The sequence below is a fragment of the Comamonas koreensis genome (assembly GCF_014076495.1).
In the GTDB taxonomy this organism is placed as follows: domain Bacteria; phylum Pseudomonadota; class Gammaproteobacteria; order Burkholderiales; family Burkholderiaceae_C; genus Comamonas; species Comamonas squillarum.
The window spans coordinates 3360746-3384991 of sequence record NZ_CP043575.1 but is presented as its reverse complement, the minus strand read 5'-3'; the positions used below and the strand labels follow the sequence as shown (position 1 = coordinate 3384991).

The 24246-nt window shown below is 65.5% G+C and carries 23 protein-coding genes; 6 read left to right on the top strand and 17 right to left on the bottom strand.

The genetic code is table 11. The features are described from left to right. The first annotated feature begins 48 nt into the window (after positions 1-48). From F0Q04_RS15300 to dgoD, 3 genes are all read left to right on the top strand, one after another. Complete coding sequence (locus tag F0Q04_RS15300) at positions 49-1074, top strand: DctP family TRAP transporter solute-binding subunit (protein WP_182341827.1); 1026 nt, start codon at positions 49-51, stop codon at positions 1072-1074. Positions 1075-1116: 42 nt separating this feature from the next. After that, a complete protein-coding gene (locus tag F0Q04_RS15295; protein WP_182341824.1) occupies positions 1117-2154 on the top strand; it encodes an L-idonate 5-dehydrogenase in 1038 nt (345 codons plus the stop codon). A 62-nt stretch (positions 2155-2216) separates the two neighbouring features. Then, positions 2217-3365, top strand: a complete 1149-nt coding sequence (gene dgoD / locus F0Q04_RS15290; protein WP_182341821.1) for a galactonate dehydratase — start codon at positions 2217-2219, stop codon at positions 3363-3365. Positions 3366-3410: 45 nt separating this feature from the next. Here the strand turns inward: dgoD and F0Q04_RS15285 are convergent, their stop codons facing one another. Then, positions 3411-4148, bottom strand: coding sequence for an SDR family oxidoreductase (locus F0Q04_RS15285; protein WP_182341818.1), 738 nt, complete (start codon positions 4146-4148; stop codon positions 3411-3413). A gap of 131 nt (positions 4149-4279) precedes the next feature. Here F0Q04_RS15285 and F0Q04_RS15280 point away from each other — a divergent pair, with 131 nt between their 5' ends. Beyond that, the gene (locus F0Q04_RS15280; RefSeq protein ID WP_116924066.1) at positions 4280-5170 is read left to right on the top strand and encodes a LysR family transcriptional regulator; all 891 of its coding nucleotides are present in this window, start codon (positions 4280-4282) and stop codon (positions 5168-5170) included. Positions 5171-5322: 152 nt separating this feature from the next. Here the strand turns inward: F0Q04_RS15280 and fusA are convergent, their stop codons facing one another. Next, on the bottom strand, positions 5323-7434 hold the full coding sequence (gene fusA / locus F0Q04_RS15275; protein ID WP_182341815.1) for an elongation factor G: 2112 nt from the start codon (positions 7432-7434) through the stop codon (positions 5323-5325). A 282-nt stretch (positions 7435-7716) separates the two neighbouring features. On the opposite strand from fusA, the gene F0Q04_RS15270 reads away from it, so the two are divergent. Both F0Q04_RS15270 and queC read left to right on the top strand, forming a co-directional pair. Next, positions 7717-8058 carry an ArsR/SmtB family transcription factor gene (locus F0Q04_RS15270; protein ID WP_182345724.1) on the top strand — a complete coding sequence of 114 codons (342 nt, stop codon included), beginning with the start codon at positions 7717-7719 and terminating at the stop codon, positions 8056-8058. A gap of 60 nt (positions 8059-8118) precedes the next feature. After that, positions 8119-8820: a 7-cyano-7-deazaguanine synthase QueC gene (queC, locus tag F0Q04_RS15265; RefSeq protein ID WP_182341812.1), complete on the top strand. Its 702-nt coding sequence runs from the start codon at positions 8119-8121 to the stop codon at positions 8818-8820. 13 nt (positions 8821-8833) lie between these two features. On the opposite strand, the gene F0Q04_RS15260 is transcribed toward queC, so the two are convergent. The 15 genes from F0Q04_RS15260 to F0Q04_RS15190 form a co-directional block, all read right to left on the bottom strand. After that, on the bottom strand, positions 8834-10111 hold the full coding sequence (locus F0Q04_RS15260) for a glycosyltransferase (protein ID WP_182341808.1): 1278 nt from the start codon (positions 10109-10111) through the stop codon (positions 8834-8836). A 26-nt stretch (positions 10112-10137) separates the two neighbouring features. Next, positions 10138-11568 (bottom strand): sigma 54-interacting transcriptional regulator, encoded by a 1431-nt coding sequence (locus F0Q04_RS15255; RefSeq protein ID WP_116924063.1) that lies wholly within the window; start codon positions 11566-11568, stop codon positions 10138-10140. Positions 11569-11613: 45 nt separating this feature from the next. Next, entirely contained in the window at positions 11614-13458 is a 1845-nt protein-coding gene (locus F0Q04_RS15250; RefSeq protein ID WP_182341805.1) for a TadG family pilus assembly protein, read from the bottom strand. Positions 13459-13472: 14 nt separating this feature from the next. Next, on the bottom strand, positions 13473-13976 hold the full coding sequence (locus tag F0Q04_RS15245; RefSeq protein WP_116924061.1) for a TadE/TadG family type IV pilus assembly protein: 504 nt from the start codon (positions 13974-13976) through the stop codon (positions 13473-13475). Continuing rightward, complete coding sequence (locus tag F0Q04_RS15240) at positions 13973-14524, bottom strand: TadE/TadG family type IV pilus assembly protein (protein WP_116924060.1); 552 nt, start codon at positions 14522-14524, stop codon at positions 13973-13975. Before F0Q04_RS15240 ends, F0Q04_RS15245 begins: the two co-directional genes overlap by 4 nt. Before the next feature lie 23 nt (positions 14525-14547). Beyond that, positions 14548-14991 carry a DUF3613 domain-containing protein gene (locus F0Q04_RS15235; protein ID WP_232539363.1) on the bottom strand — a complete coding sequence of 148 codons (444 nt, stop codon included), beginning with the start codon at positions 14989-14991 and terminating at the stop codon, positions 14548-14550. 18 nt (positions 14992-15009) lie between these two features. After that, positions 15010-16029, bottom strand: a complete 1020-nt coding sequence (locus tag F0Q04_RS15230; RefSeq protein ID WP_133247963.1) for a tetratricopeptide repeat protein — start codon at positions 16027-16029, stop codon at positions 15010-15012. A gap of 2 nt (positions 16030-16031) precedes the next feature. Further along, a complete protein-coding gene (locus F0Q04_RS15225; RefSeq protein WP_116924058.1) occupies positions 16032-17021 on the bottom strand; it encodes a type II secretion system F family protein in 990 nt (329 codons plus the stop codon). An 89-nt stretch (positions 17022-17110) separates the two neighbouring features. Beyond that, complete coding sequence (locus F0Q04_RS15220; RefSeq protein WP_116924057.1) at positions 17111-18097, bottom strand: type II secretion system F family protein; 987 nt, start codon at positions 18095-18097, stop codon at positions 17111-17113. Next, positions 18094-19419, bottom strand: coding sequence for a CpaF family protein (locus F0Q04_RS15215; protein WP_182341801.1), 1326 nt, complete (start codon positions 19417-19419; stop codon positions 18094-18096). The genes F0Q04_RS15220 and F0Q04_RS15215 overlap by 4 nt, the downstream gene beginning before the upstream one ends. A gap of 8 nt (positions 19420-19427) precedes the next feature. Beyond that, on the bottom strand, positions 19428-20831 hold the full coding sequence (locus F0Q04_RS15210) for an AAA family ATPase (RefSeq protein ID WP_182341797.1): 1404 nt from the start codon (positions 20829-20831) through the stop codon (positions 19428-19430). 4 nt (positions 20832-20835) lie between these two features. After that, positions 20836-22230, bottom strand: coding sequence for a type II and III secretion system protein family protein (locus F0Q04_RS15205; RefSeq protein WP_182341794.1), 1395 nt, complete (start codon positions 22228-22230; stop codon positions 20836-20838). Positions 22231-22328: 98 nt separating this feature from the next. Continuing rightward, positions 22329-23366, bottom strand: coding sequence for a Flp pilus assembly protein CpaB (gene cpaB / locus F0Q04_RS15200; RefSeq protein ID WP_182341791.1), 1038 nt, complete (start codon positions 23364-23366; stop codon positions 22329-22331). 125 nt (positions 23367-23491) lie between these two features. Continuing rightward, the gene (locus F0Q04_RS15195; RefSeq protein WP_232539362.1) at positions 23492-24046 is read right to left on the bottom strand and encodes an A24 family peptidase; all 555 of its coding nucleotides are present in this window, start codon (positions 24044-24046) and stop codon (positions 23492-23494) included. Between the two features lie 10 nt (positions 24047-24056). Continuing rightward, the gene (locus F0Q04_RS15190; RefSeq protein ID WP_116924463.1) at positions 24057-24242 is read right to left on the bottom strand and encodes a Flp family type IVb pilin; all 186 of its coding nucleotides are present in this window, start codon (positions 24240-24242) and stop codon (positions 24057-24059) included. Positions 24243-24246: the final 4 nt, after the last annotated feature.

The window sequence follows — 24246 nt, the reverse complement described above, 5'->3', positions numbered from 1 at the left end:
AGCAAGCGCCAAGGGCGGGCTTTGCCCAAAAAAGACAAGGAGCCAACCATGAAATTGATTCCACGCCGCAGCCTCGTTGCAGGCCTGGCCTGCGCCACCTTGGTGGTGCTGGGCCTGGCGCCCGCGCAAGCCCAGGAGGGCAAGCGCGCACGCCTGGGCCATTCCTTTGCCGATTCGCACCCCCGCGCCATCGCGATGAAGCAGTTTGCCGCCGATGTCGCCAAGTCCACCGATGGCAAGGTGCAGATCGATGTGTACAGCAGCGCCACCTTGGGCAGCGAAGACAAGATGCTGATTGCAGTGCAAAGCGGCACGCAGGACCTGTACATGGGCGCGCTCTCGCCCATCGCCGCGCGCAAGAAGGCGCTGCAGATTTTTGATTTTCCGTTTCTGTTTGCCAGCGATGCCGAGGCCGCCCATGTGCTCGATGGCCCCGTGGGCCGCCAGATGTTGGGCGACATTGCCGATATGAAGATGCGTGGCCTCGTCTGGGCGGGCGGCGCCTTCCGCAATATGTCCAACAGCAAGCGGCCGCTGGCGACGCTGGCGGACATGAAGGGTTTGCGCGTGCGCGTGATGCAAAGCCCGATGGCGCTGGCCAGCTTCAATGCCATGGGCATGAACGCCGTGCCGATGGCCTTCTCCGAGGTCTATCCCGCGCTGGAGATCAAGGCGCTCGATGGCTATGAGCACCCGGTGGTCGACATGTATGCCAACAAGATGTACGAGGTGCAGAAGTACCTGACCATCACCAACCATGTATACACGCCCGTCGCACTGATCGCGTCCGAGAAATGGTGGTCGGGCCTGACGCCCGCGCAGCAGCAGGCCGTGCAGCAGTCCGCCGAAAAGGCCCGCACCCTGCAGCGCAGCGAAGAGCTGCGCCAGGCTGGCGAGGTGGTCGCCCAGCTCCAATCGCATGGCATGCAGGTGGGCGAGATGCCCGCTGCCGAGCTGGAAAAGATCCGCGCTGCGGTGCAGCCGGTGATCGACAAGAACCAGGCGACCGTCGGCCAGGAGTTTGCCCAGTCGTTCTATGCAGCGCTGGCCATCTACCGCAATACCAAACGCTGATCCTTCAGTGCGCCATCACACACCAACCTAGGAATTTCTGATATGGAAGCGCTCGTTATCCACGCACCCGGCGATCTGCGGGTGCAATCCGTCCCCGCGCCTGCGCCTGGGCCTGGCCAGATGCTGGTGCGGGTGCGCTGCGGCGGCATCTGCGGCTCTGACCTGCATTACTACCAGCACGGCGGCTTTGGCACGGTGCGCATCAAGGAGCCGATGGTGCTGGGCCATGAGGTCTCGGGCGTCATCGAATCGGTAGGCGCTGATGTGCAAGGCTTTTCTGCCGGCCAGCGCATCGCAGTCAGCCCCAGCTGGCCCTGCGGCCAGTGCCGCTTTTGCCAGATGGGCCTGCAAAACCACTGCCTGGACATGCGTTACTACGGCAGCGCGATGCGCACGCCCCATGTGCAAGGGGCGTTTCGCCAGCAGATCGTCATCGAGGCGCACCAGGCCCATCTGCTGGCCGCGCAGGTGAGCGATGCCGAAGGGGCCATGGCCGAGCCGCTGGCAGTTGCGCTGCATGGCGTGCAGCGGGCCGGCCCGCTGCTGGGCCGTAAGGTGCTGGTGACGGGATGTGGGCCGATTGGTGCGCTGGCCATCATCGCCGCGCGCCGCGCAGGCGCCGCGCACATTGTGGCTACCGACATGAGCGCGCACCCGCTGGCCAAGGCCTTGCAGGTGGGCGCCGATGAGGTCGTGCATGTGGGCGAGTCGTCCGATGGCCTGGCCCGTTATGCGGCCGACAAGGGCCAGTTCGATGTGCTGTTCGAGGCCAGCGGCAACCCGCATGCCTTGCGCGGCGCCTTCGATGTGCTGCGCCCGCGCGCCACCATCGTGCAGCTGGGGCTGGCCGGTGCCGAGATGACCTTGCCGATCAACACGCTGGTGGCCAAGGAATTCGACTGGCGCGGCTCGTTCCGCTTCCATGAGGAGTTTGCCACTGCGGTGGCCCTGCTCAACAAGGGGCTGGTCGATGTGAAGCCGCTGATCTCCGCCACCTTGTCCTACCGCGATTCGGCCCGCGCCTTTGCGCTGGCGGCCGACCGCTCGCAGGCGATGAAGGTGCTGCTGGACTTTGAGTGAGCCTGCGCACCAGCCCCAGCCACCACTGCTGATTCCCACCCTCATTTTTCTCAGTTCTTCCCATGAAAATCGTCAAGCTCACCACCTTTATCGTGCCACCGCGCTGGTGCTTTCTCAAGATCGAAACCGACGAGGGCATCGTTGGCTGGGGCGAGCCGGTGGTCGAAGGCCGCGCCCACACCGTGGCTGCAGCGGTCGAGGAACTCTCCGACTACTTGGTGGGCCGCGACCCGCGCAACGTGCAGGACCTGTGGAATGTGATGTACCGCGCCGGCTTCTACCGAGGCGGGCCGGTGATGATGAGTGCTATTGCTGGCGTCGACCAGGCGCTGTGGGACATCAAGGGCAAGGCGCTGGGTGTGCCCGTGCATGAGCTCTTGGGCGGCAAGGTGCGCGACCGTATCCGCGTCTACTCCTGGATTGGCGGCGACCGCCCGGCTGACACGGCGGCGCAAGCGCAAGCCGCCGTGGCGCGGGGCTTTACCGCCGTCAAGATGAATGGCACCGAGGAGATGCAGTACATCGACAGCCACGCCAAGGTGGAGCAGGCTGTGGCCAATGTGGCGATGATCCGCGAGTCGGTGGGCAAGCACATCGGCATTGGCGTGGACTTCCACGGCCGGGTGCACAAGCCCATGGCCAAGGTACTGATGCGCGAGCTGCGCGACTTCAACCTGATGTTCATCGAAGAGCCCGTGCTCAGCGAGCACCTGGAGGTGATCCCCGAACTCGCCGCCCTTGGCGCCGCTCCGATTGCACTGGGCGAGCGCCTCTATTCGCGCTGGGATTTCAAGCGCGTGTTTGCGCAGGGCGGTGTCGACATCATCCAGCCCGATCCGTCGCATGCCGGTGGCATCACCGAGACCTGCAAGATCGCCGCAATGGCCGAGGCCTACGATGTGGCCGTTGCGCTGCATTGCCCGCTGGGCCCGATTGCGCTGGCGGCCAACCTGCAGATCGATGCGGTCTGCTACAACGCCTTCATCCAGGAGCAAAGCCTGGGCATCCACTACAACCAGGGCAATGACCTGCTCGACTACGTGCACAACCGCGATGCCTTTGACTACCAGGACGGCTATGTGGCGATGCCCGGCGGCCCGGGCCTGGGCATCGAGGTGAACGAGGCCTATGTGGCCGAGCGCGCCAAAGAGGGCCACCGTTGGCGCAACCCGGTATGGCGCCATGCCGATGGCAGTGTGGCGGAGTGGTGAGGCAAGGCGCCTCAACCCGGGTGTCTTGCAGAGTGGGGTGGCGATTTAGGCCACGCCGCCATTGGCGCGCAGCACCTGCCCGTTGATCCAGCCCGACTCCTTGCTCGCCAAAAAGGCGACCACGGCCGCGATGTCCTCGGGCTCGCCCAGGCGCTCCAGCGGCGGCATCTTGGCAAAGTGCTCAATTTGCGCCTCGCTCTTGCCGGCAAAGAACAGCTCGGTGGCGACCGGGCCGGGGGCTACCGCGTTGACGGTGATCTGGCGGCCGCGCAGCTCCTTGGCGAACACGCGGGTAAAGGCCTCGACTGCAGCCTTGCTGCCGTTGTAGATCGCGTAGCCGGGCAGGTTCAGCGCCAGCGCGGTGGTCGAGAGGTTGATGATGCGCCCGCCTGTGTTGAGGCGCGTGGCCGCTTCGCGCAGCGTGTTGAACACGCCCTGGGTGTTGATCGCAAAGGTCTTGGCAAACAGCGCGTCGCTGGTCTCGGCCAGGGTGCTGGTGGCGAGCACGCCGGCGTTGTTGACGAGCACATCAATCTGGCCCAGCTGCTTCTCGACGGCGCTGAACATCGCCTGCACTTGGTCAGCCTGCGAGATATCGGCGCGGATGGCCATCGCTTGGCCACCTTCTTGCACCAGCGCCTGGGCCAGTGCTTCGGCCTCTTGCGCGTTGTTGGCGTAGTTGATGGCGATGGCATGGCCGTCGTGGGCCAGGCGCCGGGCAATGGTGGCACCGATGCCGCGCGATGCGCCGGTGATCAGGGCAATGGATGTGGGCTTGGTCATGTCTGCTTTCATATCGTTGATCGAATGGCTGGATTTTTCACTATTCCATTCAAAAGATCATTGCACTGATTTGAATTTTATAATTCGGTTTACTTTAATAATCTACGCCGCTTTGGGTTGGCGTTGCTGCGATGGACCGCTTTCAGGAAATGCAGGTATTTGTGCGGGTGGCCGACCGCAGCAGCTTTGCGCAGGCCTCGGATGATTTGCAGATTCCGCGTGCCACGGTGACCAACCTGGTCCAGCGGCTGGAAGCGCGGGTGGGCGCGCGCCTGCTGGACCGCACCACGCGCCAGGTGCGGCTGACGGCCGAAGGAGAGGACTACTACCGCCGCTGCACCCGGCTGCTGGCCGATCTGCAGGAGGCCGAGAGCGCCTTTCGCCATGCGCCGCCGCAGGGCTTGCTGCGGGTCAACCTGCAGGGAACCTTGGCGCGCTTTTTTGTGATGCCGCATCTGGGGGCGTTTGCGGACCAGTACCCGGAGGTGCAACTGCACATGGCCGAAGACGACCGGCTGGTGGACCTGGTACGCGAAGGGGTGGACTGCGTGCTGCGGGCCGGCAGCCTGCAAAGCTCATCGCTGATCGGGCGCCAGGTGGCGTCGCTGCGCCAGGTGACGGTCGTCAGCCGTGCCTATGCCCAGCGCCATGGCCTGCCGCAGTCGCTCGATGACCTGGCGCAGCATGCCGCTGTGGCCTATGTCTCCAGCGCCACGGGCCGGCCGGTGGCGCTGGAGTTTTGCGTGGGCAAGCAGGTGGTCGAGCGCCGCTTGAGACCTAGCATCACCGTCAACGGCGCCGATCTGTACACCGGCGCTGCGCTGGCAGGCTTGGGGATGGTGCAGGTGCCGCGCTACCGCATTGCGCAGGCGCTGCAAGAGGGCGAGTTGCTGGAGGTGCTGCCCGATCTGCCACCGCCGCCGATGCCCGTCTCGGTGCTGCACCCCTACAGCCGCCAGCCGTCGGCGCGGCTGCGGGTGTTTATTGACTGGCTCGCAGAGCGATTTGTGGATGTAACTTAGTGGCGCATTGGCTGGTGTCGAAAGGCAAGGCAGCCCAGCCATCTGGCCGGGCACTTGCGTGAGCGCAGGCGGACAGCGGACAAAAAACAGGCCCACAGCCTGGTGGGCGGTGGGCCTGGGTTCAGCCAGCAGCAGCTGGCATCTCCGGTCGCTTAGCGGTTCGACCGGGTCGCAATACCGGCTACCACATGGGCTGGCGCTTCGGTGTAGCGCTTGAACTCCATCGTGTAGGTGGCGCGGCCCTGCGTCATCGAGCGCAGCTGCGTGGCATAGCCAAACATCTCGGACAAGGGGACCTCGGCCTTGATGCTCTTGCCGCCACCGGCGATGTCATCCATGCCCTGGACCATGCCCCGGCGCGATGACAGGTCGCCCATCACCGTGCCGGCATAGTCCTCGGGCGTTTCGACCTCGACGGCCATCATCGGCTCCAGGATGACCGGGTTGGCCTTCTTCATGCCTTCCTTAAAGCCGAAGATGGCCGCCATCTTGAAGGCCTGCTCGGACGAGTCCACATCGTGGTACGAACCAAAAGTGAGGCGCACACGCACATCCACCACCGGGTAGCCGGCCAGCACGCCGGTTGCCAGCGCCTCGCGCACGCCTTTCTCAACGGCGGGGATGTACTCGCGCGGCACCACACCGCCCTTGATCTCGTCGACAAACGCAAAGCCTTCGCCGGACGCCATCGGCTCCAGGGTGAAGACCACATGGCCATACTGGCCCTTGCCGCCCGACTGGCGCACAAACTTGCCGTCCACATCCTTGACCGTGTTGCGGATGGTCTCGCGGTAGGCCACCTGGGGCTTGCCCACATTGGCCTCCACATTGAACTCCCGCTTCATGCGGTCGACGATGATCTCCAGGTGCAGCTCGCCCATGCCGGCGATGATGGTCTGGCCCGATTCCTCATCGGTGCGCACGCGGAACGACGGATCCTCGGCGGCCAGGCGCGACAGCGCAATGCCCATCTTTTCCTGGTCGGCTTTGGTCTTGGGCTCGATCGCTTGCGCGATGACGGGCTCAGGAAAGGACATGCGCTCCAGGATGATGGGCGCGCTCGGGTCGCTCAAGGTCTCACCGGTGGTCACCTCCTTGAGGCCCACGCAGGCGGCAATATCGCCGGCGCGGATCTCGTCGATTTCCTGGCGCTCATTGGCATGCATCTGCACGATGCGGCCAATGCGCTCCTTGCGGCCACGGATCGGGTTGTAGACCAGGTCGCCCTTGCTGAGCACGCCCGAGTAGACGCGCACAAAGGTCAGCTGGCCCACAAAGGGATCGGTCATCAGCTTGAAGGCGAGGGCAGAGAACTTCTCGCCATCGTCGGCGCGGCGCCTGAGCACCGTGCTGTCGTTCTCGTCTTCGCTGTGGCCGGTCACCGCAGGCACATCCAGCGGCGACGGCATGAGCTCGACCACGGCGTCCAGCAGGCGCTGCACACCCTTGTTCTTGAAGGCCGAGCCACACAGCATGGGCTGGATCTCGGTGGCAATCGTGCGCAGGCGCAAGCCGGCAATGATGTCGGCCTCGGGCAGATCACCATCGCTCAGGTACTTGTCGGTCAGCGCTTCGCTCGCTTCGGCAGCGGCTTCCACCATCTTGGTGCGCCACTCCTGCGCCGTCGCCTGCAGCTCGGCGGGAATCTCCCGGTACTCGAACTTCATGCCCTGCGAGGCCTCGTCCCAGATGATGGCCTTCATCTTGATGAGGTCGATCACGCCCGAGAACTCGGCCTCGGCACCAATCGGAATCACGATGGGCACAGGGTTGGCTTTGAGGCGGTCCACCATCATCTGGCGCACGCGGAAGAAGTCCGCACCAATGCGGTCCATCTTGTTGACAAAGGCCAGGCGCGGCACCTTGTACTTGTTGGCCTGGCGCCAGACGGTTTCGGACTGCGGCTGCACCCCGCCCACCGAGTCATAGACCATGACGGCGCCGTCGAGCACGCGCATGGAGCGCTCGACCTCGATCGTGAAGTCCACGTGACCGGGGGTGTCGATGATGTTGATGCGGTGCGCCGCAAAGTTGCGTTCCATGCCCGACCAGAAGGCCGTCGTCGCGGCCGAGGTGATCGTGATGCCGCGCTCTTGCTCCTGGGCCATCCAGTCCATTGTGGCGGCGCCATCATGCACCTCGCCCAGCTTGTGGCTCACCCCGGTATAGAACAGGATGCGCTCGGTCGTCGTGGTTTTTCCGGCATCGATGTGCGCAGAGATGCCGATGTTGCGATAGCGTTCTATGGGGGTATGGCGGGCCATGTTGACCTCCTTGGGTCGGTTTTTCAGCTGGACTCAGCTGCTTGTTACAGCCCTGCGCGCTCCCACTTTGCGACATCCGGCGCCTTCAAGACAGCACCGGCACAGGGCCAGAAAAGGATGATATTAATAGTACGAAGACAATCGTACTGTTAACATGGGTATTGCCCGATTGGGGACAATAGGGCCCATCTTGCTGCCGGGCGTGAAGACGCAGGCAGAATGGCGCCCTTTGAACTGGCCTGGCAGGCCGATGCACGCGCCTCGTTGGCGCATGGACCCCGGATGATCCCTCACCACCCTGAAGCTGCGCAGATCCATTTGGAAAATGTGCTCACCGCCCTGGGCAACCCCACGCGCCTGGCGGTCGTGCGTGTGCTGGCCGATGGCCAGGAGCGCAGCTGCACGGCGCTTTTGCGCGACCAGACCAAATCGACCATGACGCACCACTGGCGCGTGCTGCGCAGCAGCGGCGTGATCTGGCAGCGCCCCGTGGGGCGCGAGAACCTGCTGTCGCTGCGGCGCGAGGACCTCGATGCCCGTTTTCCCGGCCTGCTCGACGCGATACTCTCGGCCACGCGCAGCGATGCGCTCACCGATGCCAGCACGGCCTGGGGCGGGCGCTGAGTCTGGCCCCTGCCAACACAAGCCTGGTTTTTTGATTTTTGATGGATGGAGAAGCGCAGCATGCAAGACGCCAAGGCGCTGGTACTTTTTTCGGGTGGACAGGATTCCACCGTCTGCCTGGCTTGGGCCTTGAGCCGCTATGCCCAGGTCGAAACGATTGGCTTTGACTACGGCCAGAACCACCGGGTGGAGCTGGAGTGCCGCAGCACCGTGCTGGCTCACCTGCGCGCGCAGTTCCCGCAGTGGGCGGCGAAGCTGGGTGAGGACCACCTGCTCAATATTGATGTGCTCGGCCAGATCAGCGATACGGCGCTGACCCGCGACGCCGCGCTGACCTACCAGGCCGACGGCCTGCCCAATACCTTTGTGCCGGCGCGCAACCTGGTGTTTTTGACCTTGGCCTCTGCGGTGGCTTACCGCCGCCAGTGCACGGTGCTGGTCGGCGGCATGTGCGAGACCGACTTCTCCGGCTACCCCGACTGCCGCGATAACACGATGAAGGCCATGCAGGTGGCGCTCAGCCTGGGCCTGGGCCGGCAGCTGGTGGTGGAGACGCCTTTGATGTGGATTGACAAGGCGGCCACCTGGCAGCTGGCGCAAGAGCTGGGCGGCGACGCCCTGACCGCGCTGGTGCAGGAAGACACCCATACCTGCTACCAGGGCGACCGCAGCGAGCGCCATGACTGGGGCTATGGCTGCGGCGAATGCCCAGCATGCGCGTTGCGCGCACAGGGCTTCGCGCGTTGGAAGCAAGCGGTATAGATAACAGCTCCGGTCAGCGCGGCGCCACCAGCGGCGCCTTGCGGTTGGCCATGGCCCGCGCAAACAGCGCCATAAAGCGGGGCGCCACCTTGGCGATATGGTAGGCCTTGCCGGTCTCCAGCGCGGCCAGGGCATAGCGCTGGCGCCGGGCCGGGTCGCGGCGCAGCTGCCGTATCGCCTCAATCCAGTCGTCGTCGTTGTCGGGCAGCAGGAGGCCGTTGACGTTATGGGTGATCAGCTCTGGCGCAAAGCCCCAGTTGGAGCCAATCACGCAGCCCCCGCGCGCCAGGATCTCCATCAGCCCCCAGTTGGCCACGCCATAGCGCAGCGGGTAGAGGAAGAGATCGACCTCGGCGAGCAGCGCCGAGAACTGCGCATAGGGCAGGTGGCCGGGGAACTCGATCACATCGGCGGCGGGGTAGACCTTGAGCAGGTGGTCGCGAAAGCTTTCCACCTTGCCGCCGTAGCGCCGCTCCACCCATTGCTGCTCATAGCCATAGGTAGAGGCCTTGGCATCCCCTATGGCGATAAAGCGGGTGTTCTGGCCATCGCCTTCGCGCACCATGCGGTCCACCAGCCGGATATAGGTCTCAAAGCCCTTGGCGCTCGAGAGATCGCGCGCCGAGAACGCGATCGTAAAGGGCTTGCCGCCGCCGCCCGATTTGGATGCTTCATTGCTGGCCGTGCCGAAATTGCGCAGCGGCGGCTGGATATCAAAGCCCTCGAACTGCACCGCAATCCGGTCCTGCAATAGCGGCGGGAACATCGAGCGCGCATAGGCGCTGGGCACGATGGTCAGGTCGCTGCACAGCACCTGGTGAAAGCTCAGCATTTCGGTGTTGCGGTCGCCCAGGCGCTGGGCCTGGTCGGGCGGGTAGGCGGCATCCCAGCCATGGGCCAGGTAGCTGGGGAACTCGATATAGCTGATGATGGCGGCTTGCAGCTCGCCATAGAGCCAATTGGGCGCGCCCCAGAGCGAATGGGCGACGACCACATCGATCTTGCGGCCCTGGGCGGTTTCAAAGTCTTCCAGCGCCTTGAGCACGCCCCGGCAGATGCGCGCCGAGCGCTCGACCTTGTCCGAGTAGTAGTAGCTCTGGGGGCCGACGATCAGGCCGTCGGGCTGGAACGACAGCAGGTGGTCGCAGTGCTTTTCGTGGTTGGCCTTGTGGCCGGGCGTGGTCATGAACCAGGCATCTGCGATGCCCTGGGCACGCAGGTGGCTGCACAGCAGGCTGTACTGGCTCGGGTAGACCGCACCTACAAAAACGATCAGAGGTTTGTCTGTCATGGTCGGCAAAAGGTCGGGGTCAAGGGTCACAGGGGCAGGTGGTCATTGGCATGCGTAGCGGCCGGTGCCAAGGGCACGAGCGGCTCGCCGTCCGAGATCTGGTATTTGCGCATCTTCTCCCACAGCACCTTGCGGCTGATGCCCATCTGCTGGGCGGTGTTCTGGCGCTTCCAGCTGTTGGCATGCAGCGCTTCGATGATGCGGTTGCGTTCTTCCTGGTCCCAGTTGCCGCGCTCGGCCAGCAGCGGTCCGGCCGCAGCGGTCTCCAGCGGAAAGGTCGCCGCCGACAGGCTCTGGGCCTGCTGCAAGAGGCGATCGGTGGCGCCGCCGGCATGCCAGTCCTGGGTCTGGCGGGCGGCTACGCCAATGCGCTCGGCGAGGTTGCGCAGCTCGCGCACATTGCCGGGGAAGTACATCTGCGCAATCGCATCGAGAATGAACATCGGCGGCCCGCCCAGGCGCTCCATCATCTCCTCGCCCACTACCTTGCGCAAGATGCTGTTGAAGATGGCCAGCTTGTCGGCCTCGCCCCGCTCTTCGAGGCTGGGCATCTGCAGCTCGATCACCGCCAGGCGAAAGAACAGATCGGCGCGGAAGCGCCCGGCATGCACCAGCTCGCGCAGCGATTTGTTGGTGGCCGCCACCAGGCGGAAATCCAGCGCCACCGGAGACGTGGCGCCCAGCCGGGTGACCGTGCGCTCTTCGAGCACGCGCAGCAGCTTGACCTGCTGGTAGAGCGGCAGGTCGGCGATTTCATCAAGAAACAGAGTGCCGCCATTGGCCTGCTCAAAAAAGCCCTTGTGCGCCGTCACCGCACCGGTGAACGAGCCCTTGGCATGGCCAAAGAACAGCGACTCAAAGAGGCCGTCGGGGATCGCGCCGCAGTTGACCACGACAAAGGGCCCCTGGCCGTAGTGCGTGTTGCGCTCATGCAGGCGTTCGGCCACGCGCTCCTTGCCGGTGCCCGTCTCGCCAAAGATCAGCACGCTGTGCTCGCAGTCGGCAAAGGTGTCCACATCGCGCAGCAGGGCCAGCATGCACTCGGCCTCGGCGATGATGTCGTCGCCCCGCGGCTGCTTGTGCTTGGTGCTTTGCAGCCGCCGCACAATGCGCACCAGCATCGCGCGCAGCTCGGCGCCGGTAAAGTCAAAGGGCAGCACATGGGAGTACTCGGTGGCATAGGTGCCCGGCCCTTCGCCACGCGGCTTGGCGCTGACCCACAGCACCGGCATGCCGCCAAAATTGCCCTCGATCCCCTGGCGCGTAAAGCGCGCACCTTCCAGCACCGACACACTCACCACGGCAATGGCGTTGCCCCCCTGCGCCACCACGGGCGACAGGTTCAGGCCATCGGCGCGCACCACGTCCACATCCAAGTTGACCATGCAGCGCTCCACGCGCTCTGCAATGTCCGCTTGGCCTTCCCAGACGTAGATGACCAAATCGTTCTGATTCACGTTCTATTCCCTCGGTTCTTCATGTCGCTGCGCTCACTCCTGTCTTCATTGCACGATCTGGGCGGTATCGCACTGGATGCCCAGCAGATCCACGCTGGCGCGGCCCAGCTCGATGCCCAGGCCTTGCAGCAGCAGGTCCAGCGCGCCGCCAATGGTGTTGAGCAGGGGCGCTAGCAGGGCGCTCACGACCGTGACGATCACATTGAGCAGCGCATTGAGCCCGCCGAGCAAACCGCCCAGCAGCCCGCCAAGCAGGCCGCCCAGCACGCCGTAGTACTCGGCGTTTTGCACATCCCCCACCAGTGCCGGCACCTGCTTCAACAAATTGCTGACTGTTGTGCCAAGCCGCAGCCCATTGGGGCCGCTGGAGCGCTCCACGTCCACCTGCATGCCGACCAGGCATTCGTCCACATTGCTGCTGTTGTAGGGGCAGGCCTGGGCATTGGGCGGCGATGTGTAGCTGGCGCCTTGCAGCAGCGACGTAGACAGCTTGCTTTGCACGCGCAGCCCGCCCAGCAGGTTGAGCAGGTTCAGGTCCACCAGCTCGGTCTTTTGGCAAACGCCATTGGCATTGAGCTGGCCAATGCAGACGTCACCAATTGCCGAGCGCACGGAGATATTGGCCCGCCGGTCATTGCGGGCGGGGGTGCACTGGATGGCTTCGAGCGTGCCGGTGCTTCGCACCAGATCGACCTGAATGGGGATGTGCACGCGGATACCCAGCAGGTTACCCAGCAGTGCAGTGAGCAAGCCGGGCGTGCTGACATTCTTTTGCTCACCGATGTTGACGGTCAGGCGCACCTGGGCGCTGCGCGCCTTGGTCTGGCCATTGGCCGGGCCGATGGCATTGCGTGGCGGCTCCACCACGGTGAGGTTGGCGTCTAGAATGCCCGGCAGCCCCAGGCCCAGCGCCACGCTGTTGGTGCCGTTGGCAGCGACCAGGTGGGTGCGCACCAGGTCGCCCAGGCCGATGGCGGCATCGAGTCCCGCGCCGATGGGCGAGGCAGCGCCCCCTGCGGAGATGACGGCCAGCAGGCCCTTGTCACCGCCCAGCGGCAGCTTGATGTTGGCAAGCTGAAAGGCCGCCAGGTAGGCGCGCAGATCGACCAGCGCAGCAATGTCGACGCCGGCATTGAGCAGGCTGTCGCTGCCGGCATTGATCGCCGCGTCGATCAGGTCGATCACCGAGGCATTCACATTGGCCAGGTCATTGGGGGTGAGCAACGCCAGGTCGTTGACGCCAATGGGCAGGCCCAGCACCTTGAGCAGGCCCGAAGGCGTGATCTTGGCATTGGCGATGCCGTCCTTGTCGAGGATGGTGAGCCGCTGGATATCCAGCCCCACCAGCGCGGTGATGCGGCCCAGCAGGCCATTGTTGTTGAAGCGCAGCAGCTGCGAGCCGATCGAGAACGCGGCCACCGGCTCGCTGTCCTTGGCGGCGGTCGCAGCCGCTGCCACCAGGCGCGAGCCCACAAAGGGCAGCAGCTGCAGCACCTCGCCTTGCAGCTGCACGCGCACCGCGTTCATCGGGCTGCTGCCCAGGCCAAAGCGCAGCGCATCGGCCTTGCTGCTGTCCCAGTGGCCGCAGTCGATGCGGCGCTGCTCATTGTCCAGCGACAGGCGTAGCTGGGTGGTCACGCTTTGGTTGGCTGCCGCCTGGCCGAGCCCGCAGGTGGCCGAGTTGCCATAGGTGATGGCATTGACCGCTTCGAGCGCGGCCACATCGGCGATGCGCTGCAGATCGCGTTTGGCGTAGTACATATAGCCAATCTGCACAGTGCCCAGCAAGGTGACCAGCACCGCGGCGAGCAGCGCAAACTGCAGCAGCACGGCGCCGCGCTGGGCCAAGGGCAGGGCGCGTTGGAGGGATAGGGGGCTACAGGCGGACATGGTGCAGATCCTCCTTACAGCAGCGATGCAAAGTGCACCACGCTTTTTTCATAGAGCTGCCGGGGCTCGGTGACCCACACGCTCTGCGTGCCAAACAATGGCGCGAGCTGGTAGCGCAGCTCAAAGGTGGCGCTGCCGGTGCCTGTGCTGGGGCAGGCCGCTTGCCACTGGATGGGGCTGACCGTGAGCTGGTCGGCCACGGTACCGGGTACGTCACTGCGCTCCAGGCTGGAGCGCACCGATTGCAGCACCCGCAGCTGGATGGTGGCGCGGTTGGCTGCGGCCTGCGTGGGGTGGCAGGGGTCGCTGACCCCCGCTGCCAGCACACCCAAAATGGCGCGCGCGCCATCTCCTGCTGCCCGCGTGAGCGACTGCTGCGCCTGGAACGCCCGCCAGTACACCGTCAGGCCCAGCAGCATGACGATCATGAAGACCGCAATCAAGGCAAACTCGATGGCCGCGACGCCACGCTGCGGTCCCGGTGCGCCTGCGCAGCGGCTGGTGCAGGGCTGCTTCATAGCATCCTCCTGTCAACCAACAAGCTGGCCTGGGCCTGCAGGCTGGCCGGCAGTATGAGACCCAGCCCCGGGATCGCCGGCGCAATCGCGCCCTGGCGGTAGTTGGCGATGCGGTAGCTGACCAGCACCAGGCAAGGGGTCTCGATATTGCAGTCGAGCGCGGGATTGAGCGCAGTGTCCTGGTTGCAGGCAGTGTCTGCCAGGTGGCAAAGGGTGAAGTCGATATCGCCCTCGGCGGGCCGCAGCTCGGCGGGCAGCCAGCTGAGCGCATTGGCCGTGGTGCGGCGCGCCTGCAAGCTGCGAAAGGCCCAGGTGGGCGGGTTGCTGCCGATGATCGTGGAGCTGGGGTAGCGCAGTGCCGCCCGGGCGCCTTCTTCGACCGCGTACTGCATGGACTGGCGCACCAGAAAGGTGAGGCCATAGCAGACGATGCCGTAGAGCAGCACAAAAAACACCGGGAAGATGATCGCCCACTCCAACGCATATACCCCGCGCTGCTGGCGCGAACGCCTGCAGCGGTGCATGAACGGGGTGGGGTGCGGGCGCATGGCGGGCTCCTGGGCGGTAAGTGTTACTGCTTCACATCCATGCCGGTCTCAAAGCGCTCGGGGATCTTGGTCTCAAAGCTCTTGAGGTAGCGCTGGTAGCTGCGGCTGGCCTGCTCGCCATCGATGGCGCGGGGGTGTACGCCGGGCGATGCGGTCTGCATGGCCAGCAGGCGCTCGGTGGCGTTGCCGATGATGAGCGGGCGGCTGCGCCAGATGACGGGGTTTTCCAGCGAAGGATTGCTGTTCTCCGTGGCCAGCGGAATATAGGGCTGCGTGGCGGGCGAGGCGCGCTCGGCGATCTCCACCACATGCGCTGGCCGTGTCATCTCCAGGCTGGGCACCTCGGCTTGGACCGATGCCACGGCGCGGCTGGATTCGGCACGCACCGCGGTGACCGAGAATCCCGCACAAGCAGCAAGGCCCAGCAGCACGGAACGCCAGGTGGGGAGAGAAAGGGACTGAGACATGAGTTACTCCTGGTGGTGCTAAGGCGCAATGGGGCGTGCCGGGGTATTGGTGATGTGCGGGCTGTCGTTGCCAGCGGCTGTGCTGCGCAAGGCCGTGGGCACGGCAGGCCCAGGGCCGGCAGCAGGCCCTGCAGATGGCGTTGCAGCCGGCGCCGCGATCGGGTCTGTAGCCACAGCTGGAAGCGGGCTGACCGCAAGTGCTGCGCCGTCCACCAAGGGCGCCGCCGCAGCCGGTACTGGCGCTGGCAGCTCACCCCCGTTGCGCCGGCGCATGGCGGTTTGCACGGTCTGCAGTTGGGCCTGCAAGGTCTGCATCGAGTTCGCGTCGATCAGCGCGGGCACATTCTTGGTGGCGGGCTGGCTCAGGCGTTGCAGCAGTTGCGAGGCCTGTGCCTTCTGGTCGCTGGCCATCAGGTAGAGGGCCAGGTTGAGCTGCACCCGGGCATTGCCCGGGGCCAGCTGCGCTGCCTGCAACACTGGCAGATGGGCGGCCTCGGTCTGGCCGTCCAGCATATGGGCGTAGGCCAGGTCGCTCAGCACATCGGCATCAATGGGGTTGATCTGGCGCGCCATCTCGAGTTGCGCAATGGCATTGGGGTACTGGGCCTGGCTGGCATACAGCAGGCCCAGGCCGCGCCGCGCGCGGGCCACGGTGCTGCTGTCGGGGTCGGCCAGCAGCGCCTGGTAGCCTTGCTCGGCCAATGGGCCCTGGCCGGTATTGCGCAGTGCATCGGCGCGCATCAGCCGGATCTGCGGCTGGCTGCCGTACTGGCGCTCAAAGGCCTGCGTATGCGCCAGCGACGCATACCACTGGTTGGCCTGCTGCATCTGGCGAATCAGGTTCAGATAAGTCTGCTGCGGATCGATCTGGGTCAGCTGCGCGGCCTTTTCCATTTGCTGCTGGGCTTGGGCTGCCGTGCTTTGTTCGGCGGCGCCATAACCTTGCGGGCCTTTGGAGGCGCAGCCGGTCAGCAGCGCAGCGGCCAAGGCCAGCAGCGGCATTGAACTTGTTCGGGTGTTGCTGAGGTGATGGCGCATAGTTATTTCCCTCCTATCGCCGACAGTGAGCGGATCACCGCGGTAAAGCCAGGCCCTGCGGTAATCACGATCAAGGCGGGCAGCAAGGTCAGCACCATCACGCCGGTCATCTTGACCGTGATCGTGCCGATCTTTTCCTTGAAATTGGCCTGGCGCTTCTCGCGCAGGCGTAGGCTGAACTCGCGCAGCGGCTCTTGCACTGCGCCGCCATGCCGGTCCACCTGCACCAGCAGGTTGACCACGGCACTCATGTCGTCGTCCGCGCCCAGCATCGCCAGGCGCTGCAGCGACTGCTCACGCGTGCGGCCCGAGCTGTAGAGCCGATTGGCCAGGCCCAGCTCGGCGCTCAGCACGCGCAGCACACTGCCAAACTCAGAGGCCAGAATATGCAGGCTCTGGTCAATGCTCAGGCCCACGCCCTGCAGCAGGCGCAGCAGGTCAACAAACAGGGGTAGTTCTTCGACGACTTGCTTGCGGCGTGTCGTTGCCTTGGAGCGCAAAATCCACTTGGGCAGCATCAGGCCCAGGCTGAAAGCTACAAAGCCTTGGAACACGGCGGTGGTGCCCTGTGGCTCGAAAATTAGCAGCGCCAACACAGGCAGGGCCAGGCACAGCAAGATGCGGCTGGTGACAAATGTGAAGGCGCCACGTGCCATCTCGATGCCTGCCTGCTCCATGAGCTTGCGGTCCTCGTCCGCAAACAAGGCCTTTGCCAGTCCGGTGTCCAACCAGGCAGGCGGCTTGAGACGATCGATCATCTGCTGGGCCGCTTCTTGCTCACTTTGCGATGCGGAGCTTGGCAGCGCTTGCAGCCCGGGTATGGGGAAGGGTTGAATCACCGCAGCTGTCGCCTCGCGCTGCCGCAGCAACTGCGCGACGCGCAACTCGGTGCGTTCGCTGCGGTGCTGGCGCAGCAGCAGCCTGCCTGCGAGCATCAGCAGCCCCAGCGCAGCCAGCACCAGGCTGGCAATCCACAGTTGATCGCTGGTCATCGGCAATCCTCCGTGCAGCAAACAGGCTCTGGAGGAGGCGAATAACGGCGGTCGTTCAGGAATGTGGGTCGAGACATCAGTCGGACTCCCTATTTCAGGCGTGCCAGCCGGTACAGCAGAAAGGAGCCAAATACTTCCAGGCCTGCTGCGATAAAGATCATTTTTTGGCCGGTACTGTCTTGCCACAGCCGCAGGAAGTAGCCCTGGTTGAGCAGCATGATCAAGCTGCCCACGATGATGGGCAGCAAGGCCAGGATCCAGGCTGAAAGACGCACCTCGGTCGAGAGGGAATGGAGCTCGCGCTCGGCCGATTGGCGGTCGCGGATATAGGCGGACACACGTTCGAGCACCTGGTCCACCCGGCCGCCATAGCGCGTGCTCATGCGGAAGACCGCAGCGAGCAGCCCAAATTCGGCCAGCTTCCAGGTGCGCTCCAGCTGTGTCATCGCCTGGCCCAGATCGGGCGAGACGCTGAGGGACGCATTGACATGCTGCAAGGCGCTGCCCAGCGGCTCGGGCACATTGCCGCTGGCAAACTGGAAGGCGGCGTGGGGCGAGTTGCCGATGGAGATCAGCCGCACCATATTGTCCAGAAAGCCCGGCAGCAGCGAGAGCATCTTGGCGCGGCGCTTGCTCACCCGGTGCCAGATGCCAAACCAGGTCAGCAGCGCATAGACGGCCAGCACCATCAGGCCCAAAAGTGCGCCGGCCTGCATCGCAATCAGCATGGCCAGCACGACGCCCACTGCAGCAATCATGGCCAGACCCCGTGGCGTAATGCCCCAGGCGCCATAGCCCAGATGGTCATACAACCATTGCCGTGCCGAGGCCGAGGCCGAGGGCGTGAGCGCAGCAGGCAAGGCTGCAGAAGCTCTGGGGTCGGCTGCCATGCCCGGCATCGGGGCGGCGGCTGAGGGGGCCAGCAGATCGCGCTGGATATCGCGGCTGCGCTGCATATGGCCGGCAATCGATTGCCGGGCCTGCTGCTGGCGCGCACGGGAGAACAGCCACAGCGCCAGGGCCAGCAGCGCGCAGGCGAGGGCGGCGATGACCAAAACGACTGGGTGGATGTTCATCGCTGTCCTCCGCCGCTGCCGGCCTGCTGCTGGCCCCGCCACCAGGCCAGCAATTTGGGCGAATGCGGCGAGATGCCCATAGAGATCCAGTGGTCCTGCTCCTGGCCGTCGGGGCCGGTCTGGGCCTCGTAGCGGTAGAGCTCCTGGGTGGAGATCATGTTGTCCGTCATGCCGGTCACCTCGGTCAGCGACAGCAGGCGCCGGCGGCCGTTGGAGAGGCGGCCGATCTGCACGATAAAGTCCACCGCATTGGCAATCTGGCGGCGCAGGCTCACTTCGCTGCCCTGAAAGCCGGCAAAGCCGGCCAGCATCTCGGCGCGGTAGAGGCATTCGCGCGGCGAGCTGGCATGGATGGTGCCCATCGAGCCATCGTGGCCGGTGTTCATCGCCTGGAGCAGCTCCAGCACTTCGCCGCTGCGCACTTCGCCAACGATGATGCGATCGGGCCGCATGCGCAGGCTGTTGACCAGCAGGTCGCGGATGCTCACATGGCCCGAGCCATCGAAGCTGCCCGGGCGGCTCTCCAGCCGCACCACATGGCTGTGGTTGAGGGCGAGCTCGGCGGTGTCCTCGATGGTCACGATGCGCTCGTTGCTCGGGATAAAGCTGGCCAGGGCGTTGAGCAAGGAGGTCTTGCCCGAGCTGGTGCCGCCGCTCACCAGGATGTTGCAGCGTGCCTTGACGGCCATCTCCAGAATGCGGCAGATGTCTTCGCTGAAGCTGCCCAGCTCGACCAGGTCTTTGGGCGTGAGCGGGTCCTTGCGGAACTTGCGGATCGAGACCGTGGGGCCGTCGATGGCCAGCGGGCCGATGATCACATTGATGCGGCCGCCATCGGGCAGGCGGGCATCGACCATGGGGCTGGATTCGTCCAGGCGCCGCCCCAGCGGCGCCAGAATGCGCCGCACAATGCGCAGCACATGCTCGTCGTCCTTGAAGTGCGAGGCTTCGCGCTCGAGTATGCCGCCGCGCGAGACATAGATGTCGCGGTAGCCATTGATGAGGATGTCCTCGACGCGCGCATCTTCCAGGAGCGGCTGCAGCGGGCCCAGGCCGGTGAGCTCACGGCTGAGCGCCTCGGCCACCTGGCGGGCCTCTTGCTCATTGACCGGCACCGCATGCAGGCGGATAAAACTGTCGAGCTCGAGCTTCACAAACTGCGCAATCGCCGCCTGGGACCAGCGGCCAAACTCCGCCCCCAGCTCCTCAATGCGGCTGAGCAGGTGCTCATAGGCATGGTTCTTGAGATCGGCAAGCAGCTGGGCATGCTGCAGGTTCTCGCTGGCAGCGGCGGCGGAGGTGGTGTAGTCCGTGGTCGTCATGGTGGTTTTCAGTGTCCGCGCAGGCGCTGGAGAAGGTGTTGCAAGGGCCCGGCCGCGCCGCTGCGGTGGCCCACACGCTGTGGATGGTGCGCGGCCAGCAGCTGGTCGGCGAGCTGGCCGACCGCCTTCACATAGGGCTCGCTGCGGCGCTGTGCCTGCAGCAGCAGGCCCCGGTTGACCTCCTGCATCAGTGGCCGGCGGCGCTCGGGAATGCTGCCAAGCAACGGCAGTTGCAACTGCGCCGCCATGTGGCTGGCCGCCAGCTCCAGCCGGCTGTCATGGCGGTTCACAATCAGCTCGATGCGCTCGGGTGCAATGCCGATGGCCTGCAGTTGCTGCAGGAGCTCGGCAGTCCAGACCACGCTGGCCACGCTCTGGTCGCAGACCAGCCAGATCTGGCTGGCCTGGGGCAGCACCTCGGCCAGCACCGGCAGGGGCGTGTCTGCGCCCAGGTCCAGCACCAGGTGCTCAAAATACTGGCCCAGGCGCTGGACCAGTGCGTCGATCTCTCCGGCCGCTGGCAACGCGGCATGGCGGGGCATGGTCAGCAGCCGCAGGCCGCTGGGGTGGCGCGACAGCGCGCTGGCCGCCATGCGCTTGTCCAGGCGCCGCTGCTGGCTGAGCGCATCGGCCAGGCTGAACTCGCCCGGGGTGTTGAGGTAGATGGCGCAGTCACCGCCGGAAGCACCCATGTCCAGCAGCAAGGCATGCAAGCTCTGCCCTTCGGCGGTGTGGCTGGCTGGCACAGCAGCCTTGCCGCTGCGCGCAGGGCTCAGGCCCTCTTGCAGATGCCAGGCCAGGTGCGATGCCAGCAGGCTGCAGCCCAAGCCGGCCCGGGCCGAGAGCAGTGCGGTGATGGGCGCGGCATCGGCACGGCGCTGGTCTACGGCAGCGGGGCGGGCCAGCAATTGGCTCACCACTCGCTGGGCCGGGTCCAGCGGTGCATCCAGATCCAGAAAATCCTGCACGCCGGCGCGCAATGCTGCCAGCAGGCATGGGGCGTCCTGCGCATGGCCAATCGCCAGGCGCGGGATATGCGGAAAGGCCTGCTGCAGCTGGGCCACCAGCGCAGTGGCTGCATCGACATTGGCGCTGTCAAACTGCACCAGCACCGCCTGGGGCTGCAGCTGCTGCACTTGCTCGGCCACCGTATACAGGCTGGGAGCGACATGGGGCTGGGCGCCGCCCAGCAGCCGCTGCATCCAGGCCAGCGCCAGCGCGCCCTGCGGCGCGGGCGCCTGCACCAGCAGCAGCGGCAGCGGCACGGTGGCCGGGCTGTCGCCTGCGGGGTTGGCGGTGGCAGGCACTGGGGTCAGTGAAGGTGGTACGGCGCGCAGGGCCGGGCGCTCGCTGGCATCGGCCGGCGCAGGCCGGGCCTGCCCGGGCCTGGGGGTGAGCGAGTCCTTGTTCATGGCATCAGTACGAAAAGCCGGGCAGGGGGGAGTCGGCATAGGGCGCGCCTACCGCATACGGTGCCCAGACGCGGCCCGCATTGGGCAGCTCCTGCTGCGCGCCCGGCAGCAGTGCCTCCAGGTTGGTGCCGGCGGGCAGCGGCTGCACCAGGCGGGGCGTGACGATGATCACCAGCTCGGTCTCTTCCTGCGAGTAGTTGAGGTTCTTGAAGAAGGTGCCCAGGATGGGCAGGTCACCGAGCAGCGGCACCTTGTTGACATTGGACAGGGTCGAGCGGCTGACCAGCCCGCCAATGACAAAGCTCTCGCCATCGGCCAGCTCGACAAAGGTGTCGGCACGGCGGGTGCGCAGCGCGGGCACCGAGATGTCATTGATCGTCACGCCCTGGGTGTAGTCCAGGTCGCTGGCCTCAGGCGCCACCTTGAGGGCGATGCGCTCGTTGGACAGAATGGTCGGCGTCAGCTGCAGCTTGACGCCAAACTCCTTGTACTGGATGGAGATATTGTTGCTGCCGCCGCTGGGCACGGGGATCGGGATCTCGCCACCGGCCAGAAAGCTTGCGGTCTGGCCGCTGTGGGCCACCAAGGTAGGTTTGGCGAGCACGCGCGCCAGGCCATTGCCTTCGAGAAAACCCAGCTGCGCAGTAATGCCCCGGCCGCTGAAGGCCCGGCCAAAGCCGAGCACCAGGTTCATCGCACTGGCAATGGCTGTCGTGCCATTGTCGCTACCACCGCTACCGCCGCTGCCGCTGGAAGAGCCACTGCTGCTGCCATTGCTGCCCGGGGTGTAGACGCCGAACTGGAAGCCATGGTCATTGGCCCCGCCGCTGTTGAGCTGCACGCCCGCGCGCCGCATGGCCGATTTCTTGAACTCCACCACCTGCACATCCACCTGCACGGTATTGCTGCGCACATCCACCTGGGCGCGGTCGGTCAAGGGCGTGCCTTTGGGCGCAGTGGCCGCCAGTTCTGCCGAGGCGCGCGCGTGCTCAGGGAGGGACTGGAGGCGGCGCTCCAGCAACAGGCGCGGGCCACTGACCACAACGCTCCAGGTCTGCGGTTCGCCCTGGCTGGGCCAGACCATCAAGGTGGTGCTGCCAGCGGCCTTGGGGGTCAGCAGCAGCTCGGCCGGGCGGGCAGGGCGCGGGGCGGCAGCCTTGCCAGCGGCGGGCTTGCCGGTCTGGGGCAATTCGCCCAGCACCTGCACATCCAGCACGGCTGGGTCGCCAATGGCGATGCGTGCAATGGCAATACCGGGTTTGAACAGCTGCTGCTGGCCTTGCACCAGCGCCAAGGGTTGCACGCTCACGGCAGCGGGGGCCACAGGCTGGGCCTGCACGGCCAAGGTGCTGGCCAGCAGCGGCAGCCAGGCGGCGGATGCGAGTGCGGTGGTTCTCATAGTCGGTTCCCTCGTCTGTCTCGTTCTGGTTCCGGGCCTTGCGGGCCCGTGTGCGCCTGTGTGGCGCGGTCAACCGGGGCTGACAACCCCGGCAGCCATCAATAACGTACGGTCTGCACGCTCGCGCCTTGGTAGACCTCCAGCGTGCGTGGTGGCGCCAAGGGCGCGGCCGGCGCTGGCGCCCTGGCCTGCGTGACGGTGGCAGGGCGGCGCACTGGCTTGCTGTCGGCGCCGGTTGCCAGGTCCTTGAAGCGCAGGCCGGCAAAGGAGCGGTCCATGCCCTGCAGCTCCTCGCCCTTGGCCAGCTTGCCTGCTACCGGCTGCAGCACCGTGGGCAGCGCGGCAAACAGGGCCGGGTCGGGCACGCGGCTGTCATCGGGGTGGCGCAGCGCCAGGCTCAACTGGCCGTATTTCTCGGCCAGGGTCAGGCGCTCCACATCCTGCAAAGGCACGGCCAGCACGGCGGTCGCGGCACTGCGAGCCGCCTGGGCATCTTGCGTATTGCGCCGCGCCGCATTGCCGCTGCTGCCGGTCTTGGCGGCCTCTTGCTCTTCCTGCTGGCGCTGGGCCTGGGTGAGCGGGGGGTTCTCGACACTGGCTGGGCCATAGGCCAGCACCCGGGTGCGTGCCAGCAGCAGCCGGGTCTGGCTGTCCACCTCCGTCGCGTCGGTCTTGCCATCCAGCGTAAAGAACACATCGACAAAATCGCCGGGCCGCACATGGTGGCCAGCAGCCATGGCCTCGCGGATACCGACGGACACCGCGCGTTGCCCGGGCTCGACCTGCAAGGCCAGGCCGCTGATCAGTTGCTGCTCAAAGAGCGGTGCATCGGGCGCCAGCGCCATCGTGGTGGTGCGGCCCAGCAGAGCATCGGTGTTGGAGAAGCTGGAGGCCACGGCGACTGGCAACTGCGCGATCTTGAGGTCGTCTGCCACCAGGCGCTGGCCTGCCGCTATGGGCTTGGCAGCCACCACAACGGCAAAGGTGGGCGCCGCTTGGCTGGCAGCACCGCTGCTTGGCGCCGTGGTCGGTGCCACCGGCCGATTGGCTGTCTGGCGGCCCAGCAGCAAGGCGCCCAGGCCCAGGGCCAAGGCCAGGACCAGCAGCAGGCCGGCCAGTATCTTGGTGAGGTTCATGGTTGAGGGCTCCTAGAGGTTGAACGCGGCATATGCTTTGCTGTCGCGGCAGCGTGTGCGGCCCAGGGGGCGACAGCAAAACACATGGGAGGTGGAGGTGAATAGAGGTGCATGTCAGCAGTCCTTCAACCCTGGAAAGGCACGGAGTTGCGCATCATCAGCACGATCGCCACCAGCGCCATATAACCGGCATAGGGAATGCTGCGCTGGGGGCCACGAGGCCGGTCGTTGGCAGGCGCATCTGCACCGGCTGCCAGTACGGGCTGCAGCAGGGGCAGTCTGGCCAGCAGCAACGCGCCTTGGGGGCTGCGCAGCAGGCTGCGGCACCCCAATACGACCATGCTGTGCAGACCGGCAAGCAGGCTTGCACCCAGCCAGATGGCCAGCAGATAGGGGGACAGCCCAAACCACAGGCCAGCGACCGCCGCAAACTTGACATCTCCGGCGCCCATCCAGCGGATGGCGTACAGGGGTAGCAGCGCGACAAAGGCCACCGCCATACCTGCCAGGCCTTGCCAGGCCAGCATGTCGAACGGCTGTGCACCTCCGAACAGTGCTGCCAAGCCTGTGGCCAGGCCCAGCAGCACCATCCAGTTGCGCACCTTGCGGCTGCGCAGATCCATGACTGCTATGGCGACGAGCCACAGCAGCAGGATCCAGGTGAAGGCAGTGGTAGTCACGTTGAGGCGCTCAGGGAGCTGCGGTGCCGGAGGCAGTCAGGGCAGTACCAATTTTCTCGAAAACCACTTTCAGCTTGGTACCGATATCGGTCAATGCCACCAGCAGACCGACGGCAATCAGCCCTGCAATCAACCCATACTCAATGGCGGTCGCGCCTTCTTCATCGTTCCAGAAGTTCTTGATGATGTTGGTCATGATG